Source organism: Pantoea sp. KPR_PJ (assembly GCF_041386365.1).
Classification (GTDB): domain Bacteria; phylum Pseudomonadota; class Gammaproteobacteria; order Enterobacterales; family Enterobacteriaceae; genus Pantoea.
In genome coordinates, this window is sequence record NZ_JABMIK010000004.1 from 270,619 (window position 1) to 291,724 (window position 21,106).

Consider the following 21,106-nt stretch of genomic DNA (forward strand, 5'->3'; position numbering starts at 1 on the left):
AGGCGATTCAGGTAACATGCTGAGAACGCACAATACGCGGGTATTGAGGGGGAAAGGTATGGCGCAACCGGCGCAACTACAGCATCTGGCACAGCTTATTGCGCGTCATGCCGCGGAAGATGGCCGTCACGAAAGCGCAATTGATTTTCTTTTTTTTGGCCGCAGCTCACGCCCTTCTGAACCGACATACCATGCTCAATGGGCCAGCTTCGCGCTGGTCGCGCAGGGCGGAAAAGCGCTGCGCATTGGAGAAGAGGTCATTCATTACGGGCCCGGCGATCTGTTGCTGGTGACGATGGATATGCCGGTGCGCTCCTGCGTAACGGTTGCAACGCCGGAGGCACCGAACCTTAGCATTGGCATCGCCATCAATGAACCCAGGCTTATGCGCTACCTCGACACCTTTCCGATAACGGCCGTGCAAACGGAGGCGCGAACAACCGAGCGCGGCATCGCTGCGCATAAGGTTTCTCCGCTGCTGGTGGACGCGGTGATTCGGCTGATACGGCTGCTGGATCAGCCGCAGGATATCGCTGCGCTGGCACCGCTTATCGAGCAGGAGATCTTTTATCGCCTGCTGACCGGCCCGGAAGGGGGGCGTATTCTCAACATGGCGCTGGCGGAGCGGCCCGGCAACAAAGTGGCACGCGCGGCGCGCTGGCTACGCGAAAATTTTCACCAGCCGCTTAAAATCGATCGGCTCGCCAGCAGCGTCGGTATGAGTCCCTCTTCGCTGCATCACCACTTCAAGGCGGTGACTGCAATGACGCCGATGCAGTATCAAAAACAGCTGCGCCTTAACGAAGCGCGGCGACTGATGATGGTCGACAAGCTGGATGCGGGAACGGCGGGTTATCGCGTGGGGTATCAGAGCGCGTCGCAGTTCAGTCGGGAGTACAGCCGGTTTTACGGTCAGTCTCCGGCACGCGATATTCGTCAGCTGGCGGTGGGGCCGGAATAGCCTGCGCCCACCGCAGCAAAGATCAGAGCGAACGCGCAGCTTCCATGGCGATCGCAAATGAGCGCAGGCGTGCATCGGTATCAAAGATCTGGCCGTTAACCATAATCTCATCAGCCTGGGTTTCCCGCATCAGCCCAGCCAGACCGTGACGTACCTTATCCGTATCGCCTACCAGCGACATACTCAGCGCCTGCTGGACGCCATATTGCTCTGACGGCGACCACAGGTTATCCATGTTCTCAACGGGCGCTGGCAGCGGGCCCGGTTTGCCGCGACGCAGGTTGATAAACTGCTGCTGTTGTGAGGTAAACAGGAAGCGTGCTTCACGTTCGCTGTCGGCGGCAACCACGTTGATGCAGACCATGGCATAAGGTTTTTCCAGACGCGCTGACGGCTGAAATTTTTCACGATAAACGTGCAGCGCCTGGAACAGCAGATCGGGCGCAAAGTGGGATGCGAAGGCAAACGGCAGGCCGAGCTGCGCGGCCAGCTGCGCACTGTACAGACTGGAACCCAGCAGCCAGACCGGAATTTTCATGCCGAGGCCGGGGACAGGCTGAACCGGAGGCTGCGCATTCTCGTCAGCGTCAAACCAGTTAATCAGCTCCTGCACATCGTCCGGGAAAGTATCAGCCTGAATACTGGAAAGATGACGGCGCAGCGCCATCATCGTACGCTGGTCAGAGCCTGGCGCACGGCCAAGTCCCAGGTCAATGCGGCCAGGATAGAGCGATTCCAGCGTGCCAAACTGTTCGGCGATCACCAGCGGCGCGTGGTTCGGCAGCATAATGCCGCCCGATCCCAGGTGCAGGGTCGTGGTATTAGCGGCCAGATAGCCAATCAAGACCGAGGTCGCCGCGCTGGCGATGCCGGTCATATTGTGGTGTTCCGCCAGCCAGTACCGTTCATAGCCCAACGCTTCCGCCTGACGCGCCAGCGCCAGCGAGGTGTGGAAGGCATCACGCGCGGTGGCATCCTGGGGAATCGGTGCCAGATCCAGCACGGAAAGACGAAGGGGTTTTTTCTCAGACATGGGCACTCCAGTTGGGTATGGCGCAGGTGATGAGTAACCTGCATCCACCAGTATTGCGCAATAATGCCCATATTAAAACTGCTAACGCCAGCAGACAGCTAGTCTGTATGTGCCTTTCAGGAGGAGGCGATCAGCGTCATGCCCGCCACCTTACGCCAGTAGCCGTTACAGTCATTACCCCGGGCCATCATCAGAGGGGCCTCACCCGTTTCATTAGCGCGGAAGCGGGCAATCTCCTTTAGCGTTTCGCTATTTTGCGGTGATAACCGCAGAACATCGACCCAGCCCTGCATGCCGGCTAAATCATTGCCGAGGTTATAGCAGTAACCGCTCATGGTCTGAATCCCATTGAGCACAAACACCTGCTGGCCTTCCTGTGAATGAACGCGCCGGCCGTTAGGATAGTGAATACAGCAGGTCTGGCAGTCATCTTTGGCGCGATGTTCGGCGCGCGCGGTAAAGCAGCGGGCCGATAAGGCCAGCGGCAGATAGCCATAGCCCAGCACCTCTACCGCAAACTGGTTGCGGAAGCCGCGTGTCTCGCTCTGCTGTAGTAGCTGTAGCAGCCAGTCGCGTGACATCTCCACCGGCATGCACCAGCGCGTCATGCCCTCTTTCACCAGCAGCTGTAGCGTTTCGACGTTATAGACATTGAGCGTCGGGCCAGCAACAAATGGCAGCCGACGCTCAGCCGCCATATTCACCGTGCCAAAGTCGTTTGCCTCAATCAGAAACTCGCCGTTGTCGACGTAGCGTTTCAGCTCTTTCAGCTCTGAAGGAGACTGCAGCAGCGCCAGCGTGCTCAGAACAACCTGCTTGCCGCTGGCGGCCAGCTCACGGGCCAGCTCCATCCAGCGCTGATAAGAGGTTGCACGCCGTTTACTGCATACCGCTTCGCCGAGATAAATAATCTCTGCACTGCTGGCGGCCGCCTCCTGATAAAAGGTCGCCAGCTGCTCCGTTGGCCAGTACCAGAGTACGGGGCCGATAGCATATTGCATTCTCTTCTCCTTACTGCCATTCACGGTGATAAGCGCCCAGCGTGGTCTGCGAGCCTTCCGACAGCTCATCCAGCGCCGCCATCCACGCGTCACTTACCCTGAAGTGGTCCGGCGCACTTTTGCAGTGATCAATCGCCTGACGCCAGACGCGCGCTACCTGCGCAACATAGGCAGGGCTGCGCTGACGGCCTTCGATCTTCACGGACGCAACGCCAGCGCGCAGCAGCTCTGGCAGCAGCGTCAGGGTGTTCAGGCTGGTGGGCTCCTCCAGGACGTGATAGCGCTGACCGTCGACCTGATAACGTCCTTTACACAGAGTGGGGTAGCCCGCACTTTCGTCTGGCGCATAGCGATCGATCAGCACGTTGTTAAGACGCGATTCCATACCGCTGGACGTCTGCTGCCAGCGTACAAACTTCGCGGGCGAACAGGCACCTGCACTGTTAGGCGATTCGCCGGTCAGCCAGGAGGAGAGATAGCAGCGGCCTTCCGCCATGATGCACAGGCTGCCAAAGGCAAACACCTCAAGCGGTACCGGCGTTTCACGCGCCAGCTGCTTAACCTGATGCAGCGACAGCACGCGCGGCAAGACCACGCGGCTCAGCGAGAAGTGACGATGATAGAAACGCACCGCTTCAAGATTGGTGGCGGAGGCCTGCACGGACAGATGACGCTCAATTTCCGGATAGCGTCGCGCGGCATACTCCAGCGTAGCGATATCGGCAAGGATCAGCGCATCCGCGCCGTTCTGTGCGGCCACGTCAATAGCGCGCTGCCAGCGATCCATACCGTCTGGATGGGCAAAAGTATTGATAGCGACATGTAATTTACGGCGATGCTGGTGCAGATAGCGTGCTGCTTCGAGCAGCTTCTTGTCGGTAAAGTTCAGTCCGGCAAAGTGGCGTGCATTGGTGTCATCTTTCAGTCCGACATACACCGCATCAGCGCCATTCTCTACCGCTGAACGTACGGCGGGTAAATTACCGGCCGGACACAGCAGTTCCATGATGATCCCTCGTCGACAGGAGAAGACGTCGAGTCTAGGCAAGCGGCTGAGGGGAAATGTTGATTTGGGGCAGTGAATCGTAAGTTGATGGGGCTGACAGCGGAAATTTAAGCGGATAAGGCAGTAAAATTATTGATCCAGGCTGCGGTGCGCACTGGCGGATATGGCAATATACCTGAAATTTTTTGAAGGGAGAGATGCCCGTGTTCGAGCAGTTACGTGCTGAGTTAGTGAAAAAAGCTCCAAAAATCCTGTCGTTACCTGTTGCGCTCACTCCGTACCCGGTCAAACGGGCTTTACTGCAACAACTCCTAAACTGGCAATTTCGTCATGCTTTAGCGGAAGGTGAGTTAGACTTTCTGCAGGCGCGTCATCTGGGTATCGAGATCGCAGATGTCAATTTACGCTGGATTACCACCATTGAAGAGGGCCAGCTTGTGGTTGTGCAGGATGTGGAAGCCGATGTCTGGTTTCGCGGCAATGCCAACGATCTGCTGCTGGTCGCCGCCCGCAAAGCGGATCCCGATATGTTGTTTTTCCAGCGCCGTCTGCTGATCGAAGGTGATACAGAGCTGGGACTGGAGGTGAAAAACCTGATGGATGCTCTGGAGCTTGAGGCCATGCCCACGGCGTTGCGCACGGGACTGCAGCAGCTGGCTGCGTTTGTTGAGGCTGGAATGAAACAGGACGCGATGACCGCACAGGCGCGCGCGGAGAGTGTATGTTAATTCGCACAGAAATAGGGGTCGACGCGGCGAGCATCGACAGTTTGTTAAGACGCAGCTTCAATACTGAAGCGGAAGCCGAACTGGTTCAGCAACTGCGCGAAGACGGGCTGCTGACGCTCGGCGTCGTGGCAACAGACGACGAAGGCCAGGTGCTTGGCTATGCGGCATTTAGCCCGGTGATGGTTCAGGGTGAAGATCGTAACTGGGTCGGCCTGGCACCGCTGGCGGTGGATGAAAGCGTGCGCGGTCAGAAAATTGGCGAGCAGCTAATCTATGCCGGACTCGACACGCTGAACGAATTTGGCTACAGCGCGGTAGTGGTGCTGGGCGACCCCGCTTACTTTAACCGTTTTGGCTTCGAGCCCGCGGCACGCCACGCGCTGCACTGCCGCTGGCAGGGCACCGAAGCAGCCTTTCAGGTCTATCGTCTGGCGGATGATGCCTTTACGGGCGCGGAAGGCCAGGTCGATTTTGCCGCGCCTTTCAACCGTTTTGGCTGAGCCAGCTCTCAAGGCAGCCAGGCTGATGCGCAACCAGCCGCAGCTTTTGCTGACGGCTGAGCTGTTTCACCCGGTACTCCAGGCGAGAGGCGGCGGAACGATCGCCAGCGTCGCAGCGATAGACCAGCGCCAGTGGGCCTCTGCCGCGCAGTGCGCGCGCGCCGCGTCCGCACTGATGCTGCTCAACACGCCGCGCGACATCGGTAGAGATACCGGTATAAAGCACGCCTGCGGCGGTCTGTACGATATAGAGCTGCCACGCCTCATTCATGATATTCATTCCTGAAATTCCACTGCCGGGCAGTGTAGCGCGCCAGCCACGCGGCGGCTATCCGGCGATTTCTGCATGGAGCAACAGTACATGTCTGACCATTCTCACCTGATACGCTATCTGAAAAAGCAGCATGTGCTCTCGCTCTGCTGCGCAGCAGACGACGATCTCTGGTGCGCAAACTGCTTTTACGTGTTTGATGAAGCAAGCATGGCTTTCTGGCTGATGACGGAACCCGACACGCGCCACGGCGTGCTGTTACAGGCGAACCCGCAGGTGGCCGGGACGGTTAACGGCCAGCCGAAGACCGTGCTGTTAATCAAAGGGGTACAGTATCGCGGCAAAATCGCTCTGTTAAGCGGTGAAGCCGAAGCACAGGCAAGGACGGTCTATCAGAAACGTTTTCCGGTGGCGCGCAAAGTCTCAGCACCGCTGTGGGAGATCCGGCTGGATGAGGTCAAGATGACCGACAACGCTCTGGGATTCGGCAAGAAGATCGTCTGGCAACGCGAAGAGGGGTAAATCCCTTTCCCCTGCGGGAAAGGGAGAAGAGCGTTACAGCGCCTGTAGAATGCGCAGCGACTCTCGGTTAAAGGCGGGTAAATCTTCTGGAGTACGGCTGGTGACCAGACGGTCATCATCCACGATAACTTCTTCATCGTAAAAGTCTGCGCCCGCGTTACGCAGGTCAATCGCAATGGCCTTCACGCAGGTCATTTTGCGGCCGCGCACGCCATTGGCGCTGATCAGCAGCTGCGGACCATGACAGATGGCGAAAATCGGTTTGCCGCTGGCAACAAATTCTTTGGTAAAGGCAACAAAACGGTCGTCGCCACGCAGTGCATCGGGTGAATGGCCGCCTGGCAGCAGCAGCGCATCAAACTCTGCCGGGCTGACGTCGTCGATGGCGCGGTCAATCTTCACCTTAGCCTCACCCTGCTTGCCCGTCACGGTTTTACCTGCTTCCTGCTCAATCGTTACCACGTCAAAGCCCGCTTGCTTATAAGCGTCGGCCGGTGAGGTAAATTCTGAGTCTTCAAATTCATCGGTAATCAGCACCGCTATCTTCTTGCTCATCTATTCCTCCTCATGATGGTTTGCGCACAATGCGCTATCCTGGTGAACAGGTTAAGCCTGGTTGTTTGTGCTAAAAAAGCAAGCCGGACGGCAAAAGCTGACTATATTTCAGAGTAACAGCAACAGGTTAGCAGGAGGCAGCATGCATCGAGTACTACTGACTGGCGCAACAGGGCTGGTGGGCGCGCATCTGCTGCGTCTGCTGGTAGCCGATGCACGCGTCAGCGAAATTATCGCGCCCACGCGGCGTCCGCTGCCGTCAATGCGAAAAGTGGTTAACCCGGTAGAGGCGGATTTAACGGACGTCCTGCGGCCGCTGACGCTGGCGATAGACAGCGTATTTTGCTGCCTTGGCACCACGCGTAAACAGGCAGGCAGCAAGGCCGCGTTTTTGCACGTTGATTATACGCTGGTGGTCGACACCGGTCTGAGCGGGCTGCGGCTGGGTGCAAAGCAGATGGTGGTGGTAAGCGCACAGGGGGCAAATCGCCATTCGCCTTTTTTCTATAACCGGGTAAAAGGTGAGATGGAGAACGCGCTGCGTCATCAGGGCTGGCCGCGCCTGACGCTGGTTCGCCCCTCGCTGCTGCTGGGTGAACGCCAGCATAAACGCGCCGGGGAGAGCATGCTTGCGCCGCTGTTCAGCATGCTGCCGGGCAACTGGCGCGCCGTCTCGGCGCTGGCAGTAGCAAAATGCATGCATGAACGCGCGTTTCAGCCCGGCGGCGAAAAGGTCGAAATTATCGAATCAGGCCAGATACCGCGTTAAAGGCGCTCCTGGCGCAGGTCCCAGATGATCTGATTGCGGCTGCCACGCCATAGCAGCGTGGCATCCTTTTCCGCTTCGATAAAGCGACCGTCAATCAGCACGTCAATGTAGCTCAGCACTTCACGCTGTGCGCGGTTCAGCCTGGCGCGCTGGTAGCCGGTCCACAACCAGATATCTTTGCCGGGGCACTCCGCGCGAACGCGCTTCACCAGCCGTCGGATATGCGGCACGTTGTGCGGATGCAGAGGGTCGCCGCCGCTCAGCGATAATCCCTGCCGCCGGATGCGGCTGTCGAGCAGATCGGCGATCAGACGCTCTTCCATCTGCAGGGTAAAAGGCGTACCGGAGTCGATCCGCCAGGTGCTCTGGTTATAGCAGCCGCGACAGTGATGCTCGCATCCTGCCACGAACAGCGTGCAGCGCGTGCCGGGCCCGTTAACAATGTCGACATCGTAGTAGCGATGAATGTGCATCATCCCAGCGGCCCACTCTCCAGATGTTTAACGCGACGCTTCACTTCCTCCTGTTTGCCCGCGTTGAAGGGACGCGCATCGGGGCTGCCGAGATAGCCGCAGACACGGCGCGTGACCGAGACGCGCGCCGGATCGTGGTTGCCGCAGTTGGGACAGGTAAAGCCGCGACTGGTACAGCTAAACTCGCCGGTAAAGCCGCACTCATAGCACTCATCAATCGGCGTATTGGTGCCGTAGTAGGGCACCCGATCGTAGCTGTAGTCCCACACATCTTCGAGCGCCTTCAGATTGTGCTGTACGTTGGGATATTCGCCGTAACAGATGAATCCGCCGTTCGCCAGCGGTGGATAGGCGGCTTCGAAGTCGATCTTGTCGTACGGGTTAACCTTTTTCTCCACGTCGAGGTGGAAGCTGTTGGTGTAGTAGCCTTTATCGGTCACGCCAGGCACCACGCCGAACTGCGCGGCATCAAGGCGGCAAAAGCGATCGCAGAGGTTTTCGCTGGGCGTGCTGTAGAGACTAAAGCCATAGCCGGTTTCCGCTTTCCAGGCGTCGGTCGCAGCGCGCAGGTGCGCCACAATCTCGATACCTTTGGCACGTAGCGCCGGATCGTCATAGGGGTGGCATCCCCCTTTGCTGAGGGCGATTAGCGTCTCATGCAGACCGATATAGCCGAGTGACAGTGAGGCGCGGCCATTGCGGAAAATCGGGCCGACTTCATCATCGGCATTAAGCCGGACACCGCAGGCCCCTTCCATGTACAGAATGGGGGCTACGCGTGCTTTGGTTTTCTCCAGCCTGGCGATGCGCGTCATCAGTGCCCGCTTCGCCAGCGCCAGGCGTGCGTCAAGCAGCGCCCAGAAGCGTGCCTCATCACCTTGTGCCTCCAGCGCAATACGCGGCAGATTCAGGCTGATGACACCCAGATTATTGCGGCCGTCGTGGATTTCGACACCGTTCTCTTCGTACACGCCGAGAAAACTGCGGCAGCCCATCGGCGTTTTAAAAGAGCCGGTTACCCTGACGACCTGATCGTAGTTAAGAATGTCGGGGTACATGCGCTTGCTGGCGCACTCCAGCGCCAGCTGCTTGATATCGTAGTTGGCGTCGCCCGGACGGCGATTCAGTCCCTCGCGGATGGCGAACACCAGCTTGGGAAAGACGGCGGTTTTATGGTTTTTTCCCAGCCCGGCAATGCGGTTACGCAGAATGGACTGCTGGATAAGGCGCGCGGCCCAGCTGGTGCCGAGTCCGAAGCCGAAAGTGACAAAAGGCGTCTGGCCATTAGCGGTATGCAGGGTATTGACCTCGTACTCCAGCGACTGGAAAGCGTCATAGCACTCTTTTTCTGTGCGCGCCCGCGCATAGGCTTCCCCATCCGCAATCTGCCATTCGGCGGCAACGGCACGATGCTTCTCCATGCTGAGCAGCACAAAAGGGGCCAGTACTTCGTCGATGCGGTTGATAGTGGTGCCGCCGTAAATATGGCTGGCTACCTGGGCAATGATCTGCGCGGTCACGGCCGTCGCCGTGGCAATCGATTTTGGCGGCTCAATCTCGGCGTTGCCCATCTTGAAGCCGTTGGTCAGCATGCCTTTTAAATCGATCAGCATGCAGTTAAACATGGGAAAGAAGGGCGAGTAGTCGAGGTCATGATAGTGGATCTCGCCGCGCTCGTGTGCCTGAACGATGTCGCGTGGCAGTAGCTGCTGCTGCGCATAGTGCTTTGCCACGATGCCTGCCAGCAGATCGCGCTGTGTCGGAATGACTTTGCTGTCTTTATTCGCGTTCTCATTGAGCAGCGCGGCATTGGTCTGTTCGACCAGCCCACGAATAGCATGATGCAGCTTGCCGCGCTGTTCGCGCGCGACGTCGCGGTCGTGACGATATTCAATATAGGCGCGAGCCAGCTGCGGATAGGGGCCGCCCATCAGCGTCTCTTCTACGGCGAACTGGATATCGCGAATATCCACCTCATCGCGGTCGGCGAGTTTTTCACTGACGCGGTGTGCGACCGTGGCGCACCAGTCTCTGTCCTCAACCTGTGCCGCGCTTGCCGCCGCCACGACAGCAGCTTCAATCCTTGCCGCGTCAAAGGCAGAACGACAGCCATCGCGCTTCACTACTACTCTTGCCATGATCTCTCCGTTAGCTACATATTGTGCCCGGTGAGATTTTATCTACTACATATGGGCAAGGCGTGGATTTTAATCGTAGCGAAGTTGACCTGGAGCAAAGAAGAGAAGAGTGGGGGACGCGCGCTGCCGGGCAGCGCGCGGGAGAACTAGCGACGCAGCGCGATCGCTTCGATTTCGATTTTGACATCCTTCGGCAGACGCGCCACTTCTACGCAAGAACGCGCCGGAAAGCTGGCATTGTGCTCGGTGAAGAAAGCTTCGTAGGTGGCGTTAACGATCGCAAAGTCGTTGAGATCTTTGACGAAAACGGTGGTTTTAACAATATCGCCTACCTGCAAACCTGCCGCTTCTACAATCGCTTTAACATTTTCCAGCGACTGACGCGCCTGAGCAGACACGTCGTCTGCCACCGCACCGGTAGCCGGATCGACCGGGATCTGACCAGAGGTAATGATCATGCTGCCCAGATCGACGCCCTGCACATAGGGACCGATTGCCGCGGGTGCCTTATCCGTACTGATTTCGCGAGACATACTTGCTCCTTAAGGGTGACGCAGCGGCAGAAAACACCGCTGGCGAGAAATATCGCCCCATTATAGGGAGGGGCGGAGCGATTACCAGTGACCGAGAACAACGTGATGTGCGAAGGCTTTCTCGCAATATTTACAGGTCAGCATGACCTCTTCATCGCGCTTTTTTACCGCAAAGCTGGAGAAGACCGGTTCGCTGCGGCTAATGCAGTTGCCATTTGGGCAGGTCAGTACACGCTCAATGCGATCCGGCAGGGCGGGCGCAATTTTGGCCACCACTTCATACTCATCAATGCGGTTAACCGTGGCATGCGGCGCGTAAACCGCCAGCTGATTAATCTGATCTTCGGTGAGAAAGGTGTTCTCGATCTTGATCAGATCTTTGCGGCCCATCTCGCCGGAGGGGAGGTTGAGGCCGATAGTAATGCGCTGATCGGTTTCAGTCAGACGGAATAGCGACAGCAGCTTAAACCCAACCTGCGCCGGAATATGGTCGATAACCGTGCCGCGCTTAATGGCTTCTACCTGTAATTTGTTGTCATGCATGGCTATTGCTCCTTACAGATCCAGTTCGCTATTGAGGACCAGCGCCAGCAGAGCCTGACGCGCATAAATGCCGTTGCCCGCCTGCTGGAAATACCAGGCATAGGGGGTGCTATCCACGTCGGTGGCGATTTCATCGACGCGCGGCAGCGGATGCAGCACTTTCATATTGTCGCGAGCGTCGGCCAGATCGGCGGCGCGCAGGATAAACTGCGCTTTTACGTTGGCATACTCCGACGGGTCGAGGCGCTCTTTCTGCACGCGCGTCATATACAGAATGTCGGCGTGCGGAATAACCTCATCAATAGCGGCGTGGCGCGACCAGGCAATGCCGCGCTCGTCGAGCGTATCGGTGATATAGGCTGGCATGGCCAGCGCGTCGGGCGCGATAAAGTAAAAACGGTTACCGTTAAATTTCGCCAGCGCCTGCGTCAGGGAGTGTACGGTGCGGCCATATTTCAGATCGCCCACCATGGCAATGTTCAGGTTGTCGAGGCGGCTCTGCGTCTCGCGGATGGTAAAGAGATCGAGCAGCGTCTGCGTCGGATGCTGATTCGCGCCGTCGCCTGCATTCAGGACTGGCACGCCGCCGGAAAATTCGGTGGCGAGCCGCGCTGCGCCCTCCTGGGGATGACGCATTACAATGGCATCGACGTAGGTGCCGATCACGGAGAGGGTATCCGCCAGGGTTTCGCCCTTTTTGCCGAGCGAGGTGTTGCTGCCGTCAGCAAAGCCGACCACCGAGGCCCCCAGGCGATGGATCGCCGTTTCAAACGACAGGCGCGTGCGCGTCGAGGCCTCAAAGAAGCAACTGGCGATTACCTTATGCTTCAGCAGCTCCGGTTGCGGCCGGGCTTTGAGCTGTGCGGCGGTATGCAGCACCTGCTCCAGCTCATCGCGGCTGAGATCGTTAATAGAAATAATATGCTTGCGATATAACGGGTTAGCCATAGTTCGCCTCTCTGCGCTGCCGAATTGCGGACAAAAAAAAGCCCCTGATTAAGGGGCTTTTTTTAGGATCGGTTGGATGACGGAAAAAAACAGATGCGCCGCCTGCGGTCAGGCGTGATGTCGCGTGAATGTTTACGCTGCGCTGTAGCATGCTTCCTCCCGGCAAACTGGGGCGCATTATACGCGTCCGGCAATTTGCATCAAGGGAAAACGTTTGCGGCGCCTTACGCCTGGCTTAGCGTAGCCACCATCACGGCCTTGATGGTATGCATGCGGTTTTCCGCCTGGTCGAAAACGATGCTGTGCTCGGATTCAAACACCTCGTCACTGACTTCCATGCCGTTATGCAGGCCGTACTGCTCGGCCATTTCACGGCCCAGCGTGGTCTGATCGTCATGAAAAGCGGGCAGGCAATGCAGGAACTTTACCTGCGGATTGCCGGTCAGCTGAAGCATCGCCTGATTGACCTGGTAGCCACGCAGTAGGGCGATGCGCTCTTCCCAGACGGCTTTGGCTTCACCCATGGAAACCCAGACATCGGTGTAGATAAAGTCCGCGCCCTTAACGCCTTCGGCAATCTCTTCGGTCAGGGTAATTTTACCGCCGGTTTTTTGTGCCGCCTGGCGACACGCTTCGACCAGTTCATCCTCCGGCCAGCAGCCTTTAGGCGCCACCAGACGCAGATCCAGACCGGTGACCGCTGCGGCTTCCAGCATGCTGTTGCCCATGTTGTTGCGCGCGTCGCCAACATAGACCAGCGTCATTTCATTGAGCGTTTTGCCCGGCAGGTGTTCCTGCATGGTAAGCAGATCGGCCAGCAGCTGTGTAGGGTGAAATTCAGTGGTCAGGCCGTTCCACACCGGCACGCCAGCACATTCCGCCAGCGTCTCGACCAGCGACTGCCCGTAGCCGCGATACTGGATGCCGTCATACAGGCGGCCCAGCACGCGTGCGGTATCTTTCATCGACTCTTTATGACCAATCTGGCTACCGCTCGGGCCGAGATAGGTGACGTTAGCGCCCTGGTCGTAAGCGGCAACTTCGAAAGAGCATCGGGTACGGGTCGAGTCTTTTTCGAAGATGAGCGCGATATTTTTACCTTTCAGGTGCTGGGTTTCGCTGCCATTTTTCTTAGCGCGTTTTAATTCAGCAGCGAGGTTGAGTAAGGCAGTAATGTCGGCCGGGGTAAAATCGAGTAGCCGAAGGAAGTGGCGTTGAAAAAGCTGACTCATAACAGTCTCCAGTGCATCCATCCATGTTGAATGAAAATTCAATTTAAACGTATGATTATTCATTTTCAACCCCGACGCAAAGAAACTTTCCGTTTTGAGTAGTGGCGCGCCGGGCAGTGTGGGAAAATAGTTGTTTATTGCCGAACACTGAGGGGAATTCGCCATGGCATATGAAGCATTGCTGGAAGAGCAGCGTGAAGAGACGCGCCAGATCATTGAAGAGCTGCTGGAAGATGGCAGCGATCCCGATGCGCTCTATACCATTGAGCACCATCTCTCCTGCAACAACTTTGACTCGCTGGAAAAAGCAGCGGTTGACGCATTCAAGCTGGGCTACGAAGTCACCGAGCCGGAAGAGCTCGAACTGGAGGACGGCACCACGGTGATGTGCGTCGATATTCTCAGTGAATCTGCCCTGAAGCCTGAGCTGATTGACGCGCAGGTTGAGCAGCTGATTAACCTGGTAGGCAAATACAACGTCGACTATGACGGCTGGGGCACCTACTTTGAAGATCCAGACGCTGAAGATGAAGACGATGAAGATGACGGCGACGTTATCGACGACGACGAAGACACTGGCGTACGCCACTGATTTTGCTGGCGGAGCCGCGCGCTCCGCCCTGTTGCACTTCTGCTTTCTGAACCGATATGAACTACGCACCGCTGCTTGAACCTGTCCATCAGTTTCTTCTTTGCCGCACGCCGCAGGCCTGGATTGACGAGGCGTGTAAACCTGAAAACCTGACGCTGCTGCTGACCGACCATCTGGTCTGCGAACTGAAAGCGGCGCAGACGGCGACCTGGCTGATCCGTAAATATGTTGCCGACAAGCCGAGCGGCGAGGCGATTCTCGCCTGGCTGAAGCCTTATGAAGATTTTATCTTCCGTGAGCAGCCCGACAGCCAGTTTATTCGCGCCCACAAGAACCTGACCAAAAGCATCATCGTGCGCAACGAACTGCCCTGGGCTGACAACCTGGTCGAGAAAATGGTGCTGCTGATTAAAGAGGAGCTGCACCACTTTTATCAGGTATGGGAGATTATGCAGGCGCGCGGCATCGCCTATGAGAAAATTACGTCAAGCCGCTATGCAAAAGGGCTGCTGCGCGAAATCACCACACACGAGCCAGATACGCTGATCGATAAACTGATTTGCGGAGCCTACATTGAGGCACGTTCCTGCGAACGCTTTGCCAGCCTGGCGCCCTGTCTTGATGCAGAGCTGGCACGGTTTTATATCTCGCTGCTGCGCTCAGAAGCGCGCCACTACCAGGATTATCTGGCGCTGGCGGCTGAGATCGCACCAGGGGATATTGCGCCACGCGTCAGGGCGATTGGGGAGGCTGAGGCAAGGCTGATCAGCGAGCCGGATAGCGAATTACGTTTTCACAGCGGCGTGCCAGCCTGGTAACGGGTATGAGGTGCGCCGCTACTTTCAGGGCGCAGTAAAATAAAGAGGCGCGTGAAATAAATAAGTGAGCAAATAACAATTACCGTTAATTAAATAACAGAATAAAGCGGCTTATCCTGCGCGCCTGCTATTTATTTTGCGGTTCACCTCACGAAATTTTCTTTGCTTTCTGGTTTTTCCCCGCAGGGCGAGTATATTTTTCGCTATTAGGATTGTTATTTATAAAGCAAAACCTGATTCATCAGCGCCGCGTTGTCAGAATGCGGCCTGTGGGTCAGGTTTTTTTTGCTTCTGGCGCAGTAGAGCGTCATCTGGACAGGGGGGGACGGATATTCCTCATCCCCAGGGACGTCTCTGTTCGTACCTGTTAATAATTCAAGGAGTGAAAATGCACGCCAGGCTTATTATTTCCTTAATGATTCCGTTACTATTATCTCTGCAACCCGCTCAGGCGAAAACAGTTAATGCGTCGCGACCCTGGAAGGATAATCCTTTTCTGGACGATACGCATGTCGATCTCAGGTTACGCAATCACTGGAAATATTTAAAAGAGAACGAGGCGCAGCCGAAAGCCGTTCACAATGCGTGGGGACAGTCGGCGACGCTGAATTTTCGCTCCGGCTATTTGTGGCAGGTGTTCGGGTTTGACGCCAGCTATACCCGAGCGATCAGGTTGGGTGCCAGCGACTATTTCGCCTCACGCGGCCTGCTTTATGATGCAGGCGGAAACAGAAAGCGGGCTGACGCGCATGGCTTCAGCAAATTTGGTCAGCGTTATCTGAAGATAAAGCTGGATGAGAATGACCTGAAATTGCAGGCGAAAGCCGGATGGCAGGAGCTAAAAGATTTCGGCGTACTGACCACGACTAACAGGCTGTCTCGTAACAGTTATCTGGGTTACAGCGCGACGCTAAGTGGACAGGCGCTCAGGTTAGATGCGGCTTATATCACACGGGGGATCCGCCACGATTCGCCGAAAAGTCAGCCGCTGCAAACCAGTAATAAACAAACGATCCCGGCCGTTCTGACCGGGGGGCTCACCTGGCCAGGCTCACAGGCTCAGCTTGCCTATAGCTATGGCGAAGCCCGGCATTATCAGCGCCGCCATGTGATTGAGGGCCGCTATGCCTTTTCGCCGCACTGGCGTTTCTCCTCGCAGATTTATGGTAGCGAAGCGCTGGATAATTATAAAAGTATGCCGGCCAGTAAAAGAGAATTTGATAAACGCGCCTGGCACTATGTCGGCGAACTGCAATGGCAGCAGGAGAGCCTGACGCAAAAAGTGGCCGTCGCCTGGACGTCGGCAGCTAAACATAATGCCACAGGGTATTACGCCCGACCGATAACCAAAAATACCCGTGGTCGCTTTAATTCGCTGACGTCGGCAGGAAAAGATTATACCCGCAACAGAGAGTTGGCGCTGGTTTCGCTCACTGAATATGAAATGAGGAAGGGGGTATTCACTGGCCTGCAAATTAACTATGGGCAATTTAACTATCGTAATAACAGCGTGCGAACGGGCGAAATTGGATGGATTAATCATCTTCATGCGCCCCATCCCAGCCTGAATAATCTGTCTGTCTTTACGCTATTAAGCTATGGCTGGTCATATAAGAATAATAAAGAGACGCCGCTGCTTAACGCACAGGGGAAATATATGCGTTCGCCCTGCCTGGCGGCGGAGATAGGCATCGAATATAACTTCAACTTATTTAATTAAGGAAAGAGTCATGAATAAAATCATTAGCTTGCTGCTATTGCTGATATTAACCGGGTTCAACTGCATCCAGGGCGTTGCCGCCGATGTCACTCTCTACGTGACGCGGCACGGTAAAACGATGTTTAACAGCGTTCACCGGGCGCAGGGATGGGCGGACACCCCCCTGACCCCGGCGGGCGCTGAGGTGGCGCTGAGACTGGGAAAGGGTCTGCGAAACACTCCCTTTATCGCCGTCTGGTCCAGCGATGCGGGTAGAGCAAGAGAAACCGCACAGCTGATTATGCAGCCGTGGAAAACACCCCTGCCGCTACAAGAACTCAAGGGACTGCGGGAAGTGGGGTTTGGCTTGTATGAGGGCGATCTGGACAGGAACATGTGGAGCGATGCCGCGCGCCAGGCTGGCTTCGCATCGGAGGAGGCGTTGATGAACGCTTTTCGCGGCGGGAAGATTCACATCGATCGTATGATTAACGCCGTTCAACAGGCTGAGGCGACCGGCACCTCATCACTTAAAGGCATCAAATCCGCAGGTCAGGCTGAAAGCTATCAACAGGTGTCGTCGCGTATGGTCAACAGCCTGACCGAGATTGCGAAACAGGCGCAGCAGCAGGGCGGCGGCAATGTGCTGGTCGTCACGCACGGTATGGCGATCGCTTCACTTATCTATGCGCTCGGCGATACCTCGCTGGATCACCCGCTCGCTAATGCCAGCGTGACCCGCCTGCGCTATACCGACGCGGGTAAATTCGTTATTGAGGCGGTCGATGACCAGAGCTATATCAACGGCGGCTCATAAAACGCGCAGCATTCGTACTTCACAGTCGCCGTGACCGGTACAGCCGAGCGCATTGTCGATGCGCGCAAAACCCAGCGACTCATAGAGTTTGATCGCACGCGTTAAGCTGCCGGTAGTCTCCAGATAGCAGCGGCGAAAACCGTGCTGGCGCGCATGCGCCATGGCACGCAGGGCCAGCTCGCGCGCCACGCCAAAGCCGCGCACGTCCGGCAGGAAATACATCTTTTGCAGCTCACAGATGTCGGGTGCGCTACAGGCGAGCGGGGCGATACCGCCGCCGCCCATCACCTTTCCCTGATGCTCGACAACCCAGTAGGCGCTGTGCTCCGCGCTATAGAGTTCATACAGGCTGTCGAGCTGCGGATCGGCGACGGTATAGCCTTTATCCGCGGTCAGGCCGAACTCGGCCGAGACGGTGCGGATCACCCGCGCGATATGAGGATTGTCGGTCGCGCTGATGGGGCGAAGCGCAAGCGCAAGCCGCAAGGTGGAGGTCGTCATAATCTTTTCCGGTTAAAATAATAAAGCCGGGCAAGCCCGGCTTTGATTTTTAAGCTGTCAGACTCAGACGATTACAATGCCGCAATCACAGCCTGTTGTTCAATCAGTTTTGCTTTTGACTGTTCCAGTTCGCTCATGCGCTCGCGCTCTTTCGCTACGACGGCTTCTGGCGCACGCGCCACAAAGCCTTCATTCGCCAGCTTGACCTGAATCTTTTCAATTTCAACGTCAAGTTTGCCCAGCTCTTTTGCCAGACGCTCCAGCTCTGCGGCTTTGTCGACCAGACCAGCCATCGGGATCAGCAGCTCGGCACCTTCAACGATTTTCGTCACGGACACCGGACCTTTTTCGCCAGCAGGCAGAACGGTCAGGCTCTCCAGACGCGCCAGGCGCGACAGGAAGTTACGGTTCTGCTCCACGCGACGCAGCGCCGCCGGAGAACAGTCGCGCAGCAGCACGTCGAGCGGCTTGCTCAGGGCAATGTTCATCTCGGCACGAATATTACGCACCGCAACGATCGCCTGTTTCATCCACTCAATGTCCGCCATCGCTTCCGCATCTTCTTTCGCCGCGTCGTACTGCGGGAAAGGTTGCAGCATGATGGTGTCGTCGCTGATGTTTTTCAGCACTTTCACACGCTGCCAGATGGTCTCGGTGATAAACGGAATGATCGGGTGGGCGAGACGCAGCAGCGCTTCCAGCACCGTTACCAGCGTATTACGCGTGCCGCGCAGTTCTGCTTCACTGCCGTTGTTCATCACTGGCTTGGTCAGCTCCAGATACCAGTCGCAGAACTGGTTCCAGGTGAAGTCATAAAGGATATTTGCCGCGATGTCGAAGCGATAACTGTCCAGCGCTTCGCGGTACGCTTTCACGGTGCTGTTGAACTCGGCGAGGATCCAGCGATCCGCCAGCGACAGCGTCATCTCACCGCCGTTCTGACCGCAATCCTGATCTTCGGTGTTCATCAGCACGAAGCGGCTGGCGTTCCACAGTTTGTTACAGAAGTTGCGGTAGCCCTCAAGGCGCTTCATATCCCAGTTGATATCGCGACCGGTTGAGGCCAGCGCTGCCAGAGTAAAGCGCAGCGCATCGGTGCCTGACGGCTCGATACCGTTCGGGAACTGCTTCTCAGTGCGCTTGCGGATCTTCTCCGCCAGCTGCGGCTGCATCATATTGCCGGTGCGTTTCTCCAGCAGATCGTCCAGCGAGATGCCGTCAACCATATCCAGCGGGTCAATCACGTTACCCTTGGATTTCGACATCTTCTGGCCTTCTTCGTCGCGGATCAGACCGGTCATATAGACGGTCTTGAACGGCACCTGCGGTTTGCCATTCTCATCTTTGATGAAGTGCATGGTCAGCATGATCATGCGGGCAATCCAGAAGAAGATGATGTCGAAGCCGCTTACCAGCACGCTGGTCGGGTGGAAGGTGCGCAGCGCCTCGGTGTTTTCCGGCCAGCCCAGCGTAGAGAAAGTCCACAGGCCAGAGGAGAACCAGGTGTCGAGCACGTCGTCATCCTGACGCAGCGCAACGTCTGCGCTCAGGTTATTCTCGCTACGCACTTCCTCTTCGGTGCGGCCAACATAGACGTTGCCGTCATTGTCGTACCATGCCGGAATGCGGTGACCCCACCACAGCTGACGCGAGATACACCAGTCCTGAATATCACGCATCCAGGAGAAATACATGTTTTCATACTGCTTCGGTACGAACTGGATATCACCGTTTTCGACCGCTTCAACCGCCACTTTCGCCAGCGGTGCGGTACGCACGTACCACTGATCGGTCAGCATCGGCTCAATCACCACGCCGCCGCGATCGCCGTAAGGAACGGTCAGGTCGTGGGGTTTGATCTCATCCAGCAGACCCAGCTCGTCCACGGCGGCAACGATCGCCTTACGCGCGGCAAAGCGCTCCATTTTCTGGAACTGTGCCGGGATCTCATCGGAGCAGGCGTCGCTGACTTCGCCATTGGTGTCATACACCTGGGCACGTTCGCGGATATCGCCATCAAAGGTCAGGATGTTGATCATCGGCAGCTTGTGACGACGGCCAACTTCATAGTCGTTGAAGTCGTGCGCCGGGGTGATTTTCACGCAGCCGGTGCCTTTCTCCATATCAGCGTGTTCGTCGCCGACGATCGGGATGCGGCGATTGACCAGCGGCAGGATCACCTCTTTGCCGATCAGATCTTTGTAACGCGGATCTTCCGGGTTAACTGCCACGCCGGTATCGCCCAGCAGGGTTTCCGGACGCGTGGTCGCAACCACCAGATAATCGTGGCCTTCAGCGGTTTTTACACCGTCCGCCAGCGGATAGCGGATGTGCCACATTGAGCCTTTGCTCTCGCGGTTTTCCACTTCCAGATCGGAGATAGCGGTGCGTAGCTTCGGATCCCAGTTAACCAGGCGCTTGCCGCGGTAGATCAGGTTCTCTTTATAGAGGCGAACAAACACCTCTTTCACGGCATTAGACAGGCCTTCATCCATGGTGAAGCGCTCGCGCTCCCAGTCCACGGAGTTGCCAAGGCGGCGCATCTGGCGGGTAATGGTGCCGCCTGATTCTGCCTTCCACTGCCAGATTTTGTCGATGAAGGCGTCGCGACCGTAGTCCTGGCGCGTTTTGCCCTCTTCAGCGGCAATTTTACGCTCGACGACCATCTGGGTGGCGATACCCGCATGGTCAGTACCCGCCTGCCACAGCGTGTTTTTGCCCTGCATGCGCTGGTAGCGGATCATGGTGTCCATAATGGTCTGCTGGAAGGCGTGACCCATATGCAGGCTGCCGGTGACGTTCGGCGGCGGGATCATGATGCAGAAGCTTTCCTGGCTGGTGTCGCCGTTAGGCTTGAAATAGCCTTGCTCTTCCCAGTGCTCGTAAAGCGGCTGCTCGATGTCTTGCGGGTTATATGTTTTTTCCATTTCTGCTATGTCGTTTGCGGCTGCGGCGGCGTGGCCGTATTCAATTGGAAACCAACGCTGCGGTACGCTTTATAGCGGTCGCGCGCCAGCTGTTTCTGAGACTCTTCGTAGGGTACGAAGTCTATCACTTCATGGAAAGCAGTAGCAAAATCTGCAAACTGCGGCAGCAGGCTGATCAGCAAATCGCGCGGCGAGCTGCCGCGGCGCTGCGGCCAGGCCAGCTCGACCGGCGCGCCGTAGCGCGGACCTTCGCCTGCCAGATTATGTGGCACGAAAGCGTTAGCCGGACGCTGCCAGAGCGCCTCATCGAGACGAATGGCCTGCTGCTCGTTTTCACAGGCGATCAAAATACGTTTGCCCGCCCGCCAGCGCGTTTCCGCCAGATCGCACACCAGCGCCTCAATAGCGCTCAGCTCATCGCTGTGCACGTCCGATTCCATTACGTAGAAAGTTGCGTTTTTCATGGAAAGGCCTTGTGGGTGAGAGATGAGGATATTACCAGCTAAGGCGCGCGGTCGCACTTCCCGATGAGGTTGATA

The 21,106-nt window shown here is 56.8% G+C and carries 22 protein-coding genes and 1 pseudogene; 9 read left to right on the plus strand and 14 right to left on the minus strand.

Going from position 1 to position 21,106, the window contains the following annotated elements:
- The first annotated feature begins 58 nt into the window (after nt 1-58).
- A pseudogene (locus HP564_RS11805) lies at nt 59-1,022 on the plus strand (AraC family transcriptional regulator N-terminal domain-containing protein).
- Here HP564_RS11805 and HP564_RS11810 read toward each other — a convergent pair.
- The 3 genes from HP564_RS11810 to HP564_RS11820 all read right to left on the minus strand — a co-directional run bounded on the left by HP564_RS11810 (nt 984) and on the right by HP564_RS11820 (nt 4,001).
- Entirely contained in the window at nt 984-1,994 is a 1,011-nt protein-coding gene (locus HP564_RS11810; RefSeq protein WP_371243212.1) for a luciferase-like monooxygenase, read from the minus strand. The pseudogene HP564_RS11805 and the gene HP564_RS11810 overlap by 39 nt on opposite strands.
- Before the next feature lie 116 nt (nt 1,995-2,110).
- Nucleotides 2,111-2,995, minus strand: coding sequence for a U32 family peptidase (locus HP564_RS11815; protein ID WP_371243214.1), 885 nt, complete (start codon nt 2,993-2,995; stop codon nt 2,111-2,113).
- A gap of 10 nt (nt 2,996-3,005) precedes the next feature.
- Nucleotides 3,006-4,001, minus strand: a complete 996-nt coding sequence (locus HP564_RS11820; RefSeq protein ID WP_371243216.1) for a peptidase U32 family protein — start codon at nt 3,999-4,001, stop codon at nt 3,006-3,008.
- A 197-nt stretch (nt 4,002-4,198) separates the two neighbouring features.
- On the opposite strand from HP564_RS11820, the gene HP564_RS11825 reads away from it, so the two are divergent.
- Both HP564_RS11825 and HP564_RS11830 read left to right on the plus strand, forming a co-directional pair.
- The gene (locus HP564_RS11825; RefSeq protein ID WP_371243357.1) at nt 4,199-4,729 is read left to right on the plus strand and encodes an SCP2 domain-containing protein; all 531 of its coding nucleotides are present in this window, start codon (nt 4,199-4,201) and stop codon (nt 4,727-4,729) included.
- Nucleotides 4,723-5,229: a GNAT family N-acetyltransferase gene (locus HP564_RS11830; protein ID WP_371243218.1), complete on the plus strand. Its 507-nt coding sequence runs from the start codon at nt 4,723-4,725 to the stop codon at nt 5,227-5,229. The genes HP564_RS11825 and HP564_RS11830 overlap by 7 nt, the downstream gene beginning before the upstream one ends.
- On the opposite strand, the gene HP564_RS11835 is transcribed toward HP564_RS11830, so the two are convergent.
- A complete protein-coding gene (locus HP564_RS11835; protein ID WP_371243359.1) occupies nt 5,213-5,500 on the minus strand; it encodes a GIY-YIG nuclease family protein in 288 nt (95 codons plus the stop codon). The two genes, HP564_RS11830 and HP564_RS11835, sit on opposite strands and share 17 nt — an antisense overlap.
- A 90-nt stretch (nt 5,501-5,590) precedes the next feature.
- On the opposite strand from HP564_RS11835, the gene HP564_RS11840 reads away from it, so the two are divergent.
- Nucleotides 5,591-6,022 carry a YhbP family protein gene (locus tag HP564_RS11840; protein WP_371243220.1) on the plus strand — a complete coding sequence of 144 codons (432 nt, stop codon included), beginning with the start codon at nt 5,591-5,593 and terminating at the stop codon, nt 6,020-6,022.
- 33 nt (nt 6,023-6,055) lie between these two features.
- Here the strand turns inward: HP564_RS11840 and HP564_RS11845 are convergent, their stop codons facing one another.
- A complete protein-coding gene (locus HP564_RS11845; RefSeq protein WP_371243222.1) occupies nt 6,056-6,577 on the minus strand; it encodes a type 1 glutamine amidotransferase domain-containing protein in 522 nt (173 codons plus the stop codon).
- Nucleotides 6,578-6,719: 142 nt separating this feature from the next.
- Here HP564_RS11845 and HP564_RS11850 point away from each other — a divergent pair, with 142 nt between their 5' ends.
- Nucleotides 6,720-7,346 (plus strand): NAD-dependent epimerase/dehydratase family protein, encoded by a 627-nt coding sequence (locus tag HP564_RS11850; protein WP_371243224.1) that lies wholly within the window; start codon nt 6,720-6,722, stop codon nt 7,344-7,346.
- Here HP564_RS11850 and nrdG read toward each other — a convergent pair.
- From nrdG to argF, 6 genes are all read right to left on the minus strand, one after another.
- Nucleotides 7,343-7,819, minus strand: coding sequence for an anaerobic ribonucleoside-triphosphate reductase-activating protein (gene nrdG, locus HP564_RS11855; protein WP_371243361.1), 477 nt, complete (start codon nt 7,817-7,819; stop codon nt 7,343-7,345). The two genes, HP564_RS11850 and nrdG, sit on opposite strands and share 4 nt — an antisense overlap.
- Nucleotides 7,819-9,957, minus strand: coding sequence for an anaerobic ribonucleoside-triphosphate reductase (gene nrdD, locus HP564_RS11860; protein WP_371243226.1), 2,139 nt, complete (start codon nt 9,955-9,957; stop codon nt 7,819-7,821). The genes nrdG and nrdD overlap by 1 nt, the downstream gene beginning before the upstream one ends.
- A 146-nt stretch (nt 9,958-10,103) precedes the next feature.
- Nucleotides 10,104-10,490, minus strand: a complete 387-nt coding sequence (gene ridA / locus HP564_RS11865; protein ID WP_371243228.1) for a 2-iminobutanoate/2-iminopropanoate deaminase — start codon at nt 10,488-10,490, stop codon at nt 10,104-10,106.
- An 81-nt stretch (nt 10,491-10,571) separates the two neighbouring features.
- Nucleotides 10,572-11,033, minus strand: a complete 462-nt coding sequence (gene pyrI / locus HP564_RS11870; protein WP_371243230.1) for an aspartate carbamoyltransferase regulatory subunit — start codon at nt 11,031-11,033, stop codon at nt 10,572-10,574.
- 12 nt (nt 11,034-11,045) lie between these two features.
- Complete coding sequence (pyrB, locus tag HP564_RS11875) at nt 11,046-11,981, minus strand: aspartate carbamoyltransferase (RefSeq protein ID WP_371243232.1); 936 nt, start codon at nt 11,979-11,981, stop codon at nt 11,046-11,048.
- A gap of 224 nt (nt 11,982-12,205) precedes the next feature.
- Nucleotides 12,206-13,213, minus strand: coding sequence for an ornithine carbamoyltransferase (argF, locus tag HP564_RS11880; RefSeq protein ID WP_371243234.1), 1,008 nt, complete (start codon nt 13,211-13,213; stop codon nt 12,206-12,208).
- A 163-nt stretch (nt 13,214-13,376) separates the two neighbouring features.
- Here argF and rraB point away from each other — a divergent pair, with 163 nt between their 5' ends.
- The 4 genes from rraB to HP564_RS11900 all read left to right on the plus strand — a co-directional run bounded on the left by rraB (nt 13,377) and on the right by HP564_RS11900 (nt 17,139).
- Nucleotides 13,377-13,805, plus strand: a complete 429-nt coding sequence (gene rraB, locus HP564_RS11885) for a ribonuclease E inhibitor RraB (protein ID WP_371243236.1) — start codon at nt 13,377-13,379, stop codon at nt 13,803-13,805.
- A 56-nt stretch (nt 13,806-13,861) separates the two neighbouring features.
- Entirely contained in the window at nt 13,862-14,623 is a 762-nt protein-coding gene (locus tag HP564_RS11890; protein ID WP_371243238.1) for a tRNA-(ms[2]io[6]A)-hydroxylase, read from the plus strand.
- A 388-nt stretch (nt 14,624-15,011) separates the two neighbouring features.
- Complete coding sequence (locus HP564_RS11895) at nt 15,012-16,343, plus strand: OprD family outer membrane porin (protein ID WP_371243240.1); 1,332 nt, start codon at nt 15,012-15,014, stop codon at nt 16,341-16,343.
- Nucleotides 16,344-16,353: 10 nt separating this feature from the next.
- Nucleotides 16,354-17,139 (plus strand): histidine phosphatase family protein, encoded by a 786-nt coding sequence (locus tag HP564_RS11900; protein WP_371243242.1) that lies wholly within the window; start codon nt 16,354-16,356, stop codon nt 17,137-17,139.
- Here HP564_RS11900 and HP564_RS11905 read toward each other — a convergent pair.
- From HP564_RS11905 to HP564_RS11915, 3 genes are all read right to left on the minus strand, one after another.
- A complete protein-coding gene (locus tag HP564_RS11905) occupies nt 17,134-17,640 on the minus strand; it encodes a GNAT family N-acetyltransferase (protein WP_371243244.1) in 507 nt (168 codons plus the stop codon). The genes HP564_RS11900 and HP564_RS11905 overlap by 6 nt on opposite strands.
- A 71-nt stretch (nt 17,641-17,711) precedes the next feature.
- Complete coding sequence (locus HP564_RS11910; RefSeq protein ID WP_371243246.1) at nt 17,712-20,567, minus strand: valine--tRNA ligase; 2,856 nt, start codon at nt 20,565-20,567, stop codon at nt 17,712-17,714.
- Between the two features lie 5 nt (nt 20,568-20,572).
- Entirely contained in the window at nt 20,573-21,031 is a 459-nt protein-coding gene (locus HP564_RS11915; RefSeq protein WP_371243248.1) for a DNA polymerase III subunit chi, read from the minus strand.
- Nucleotides 21,032-21,106: the final 75 nt, after the last annotated feature.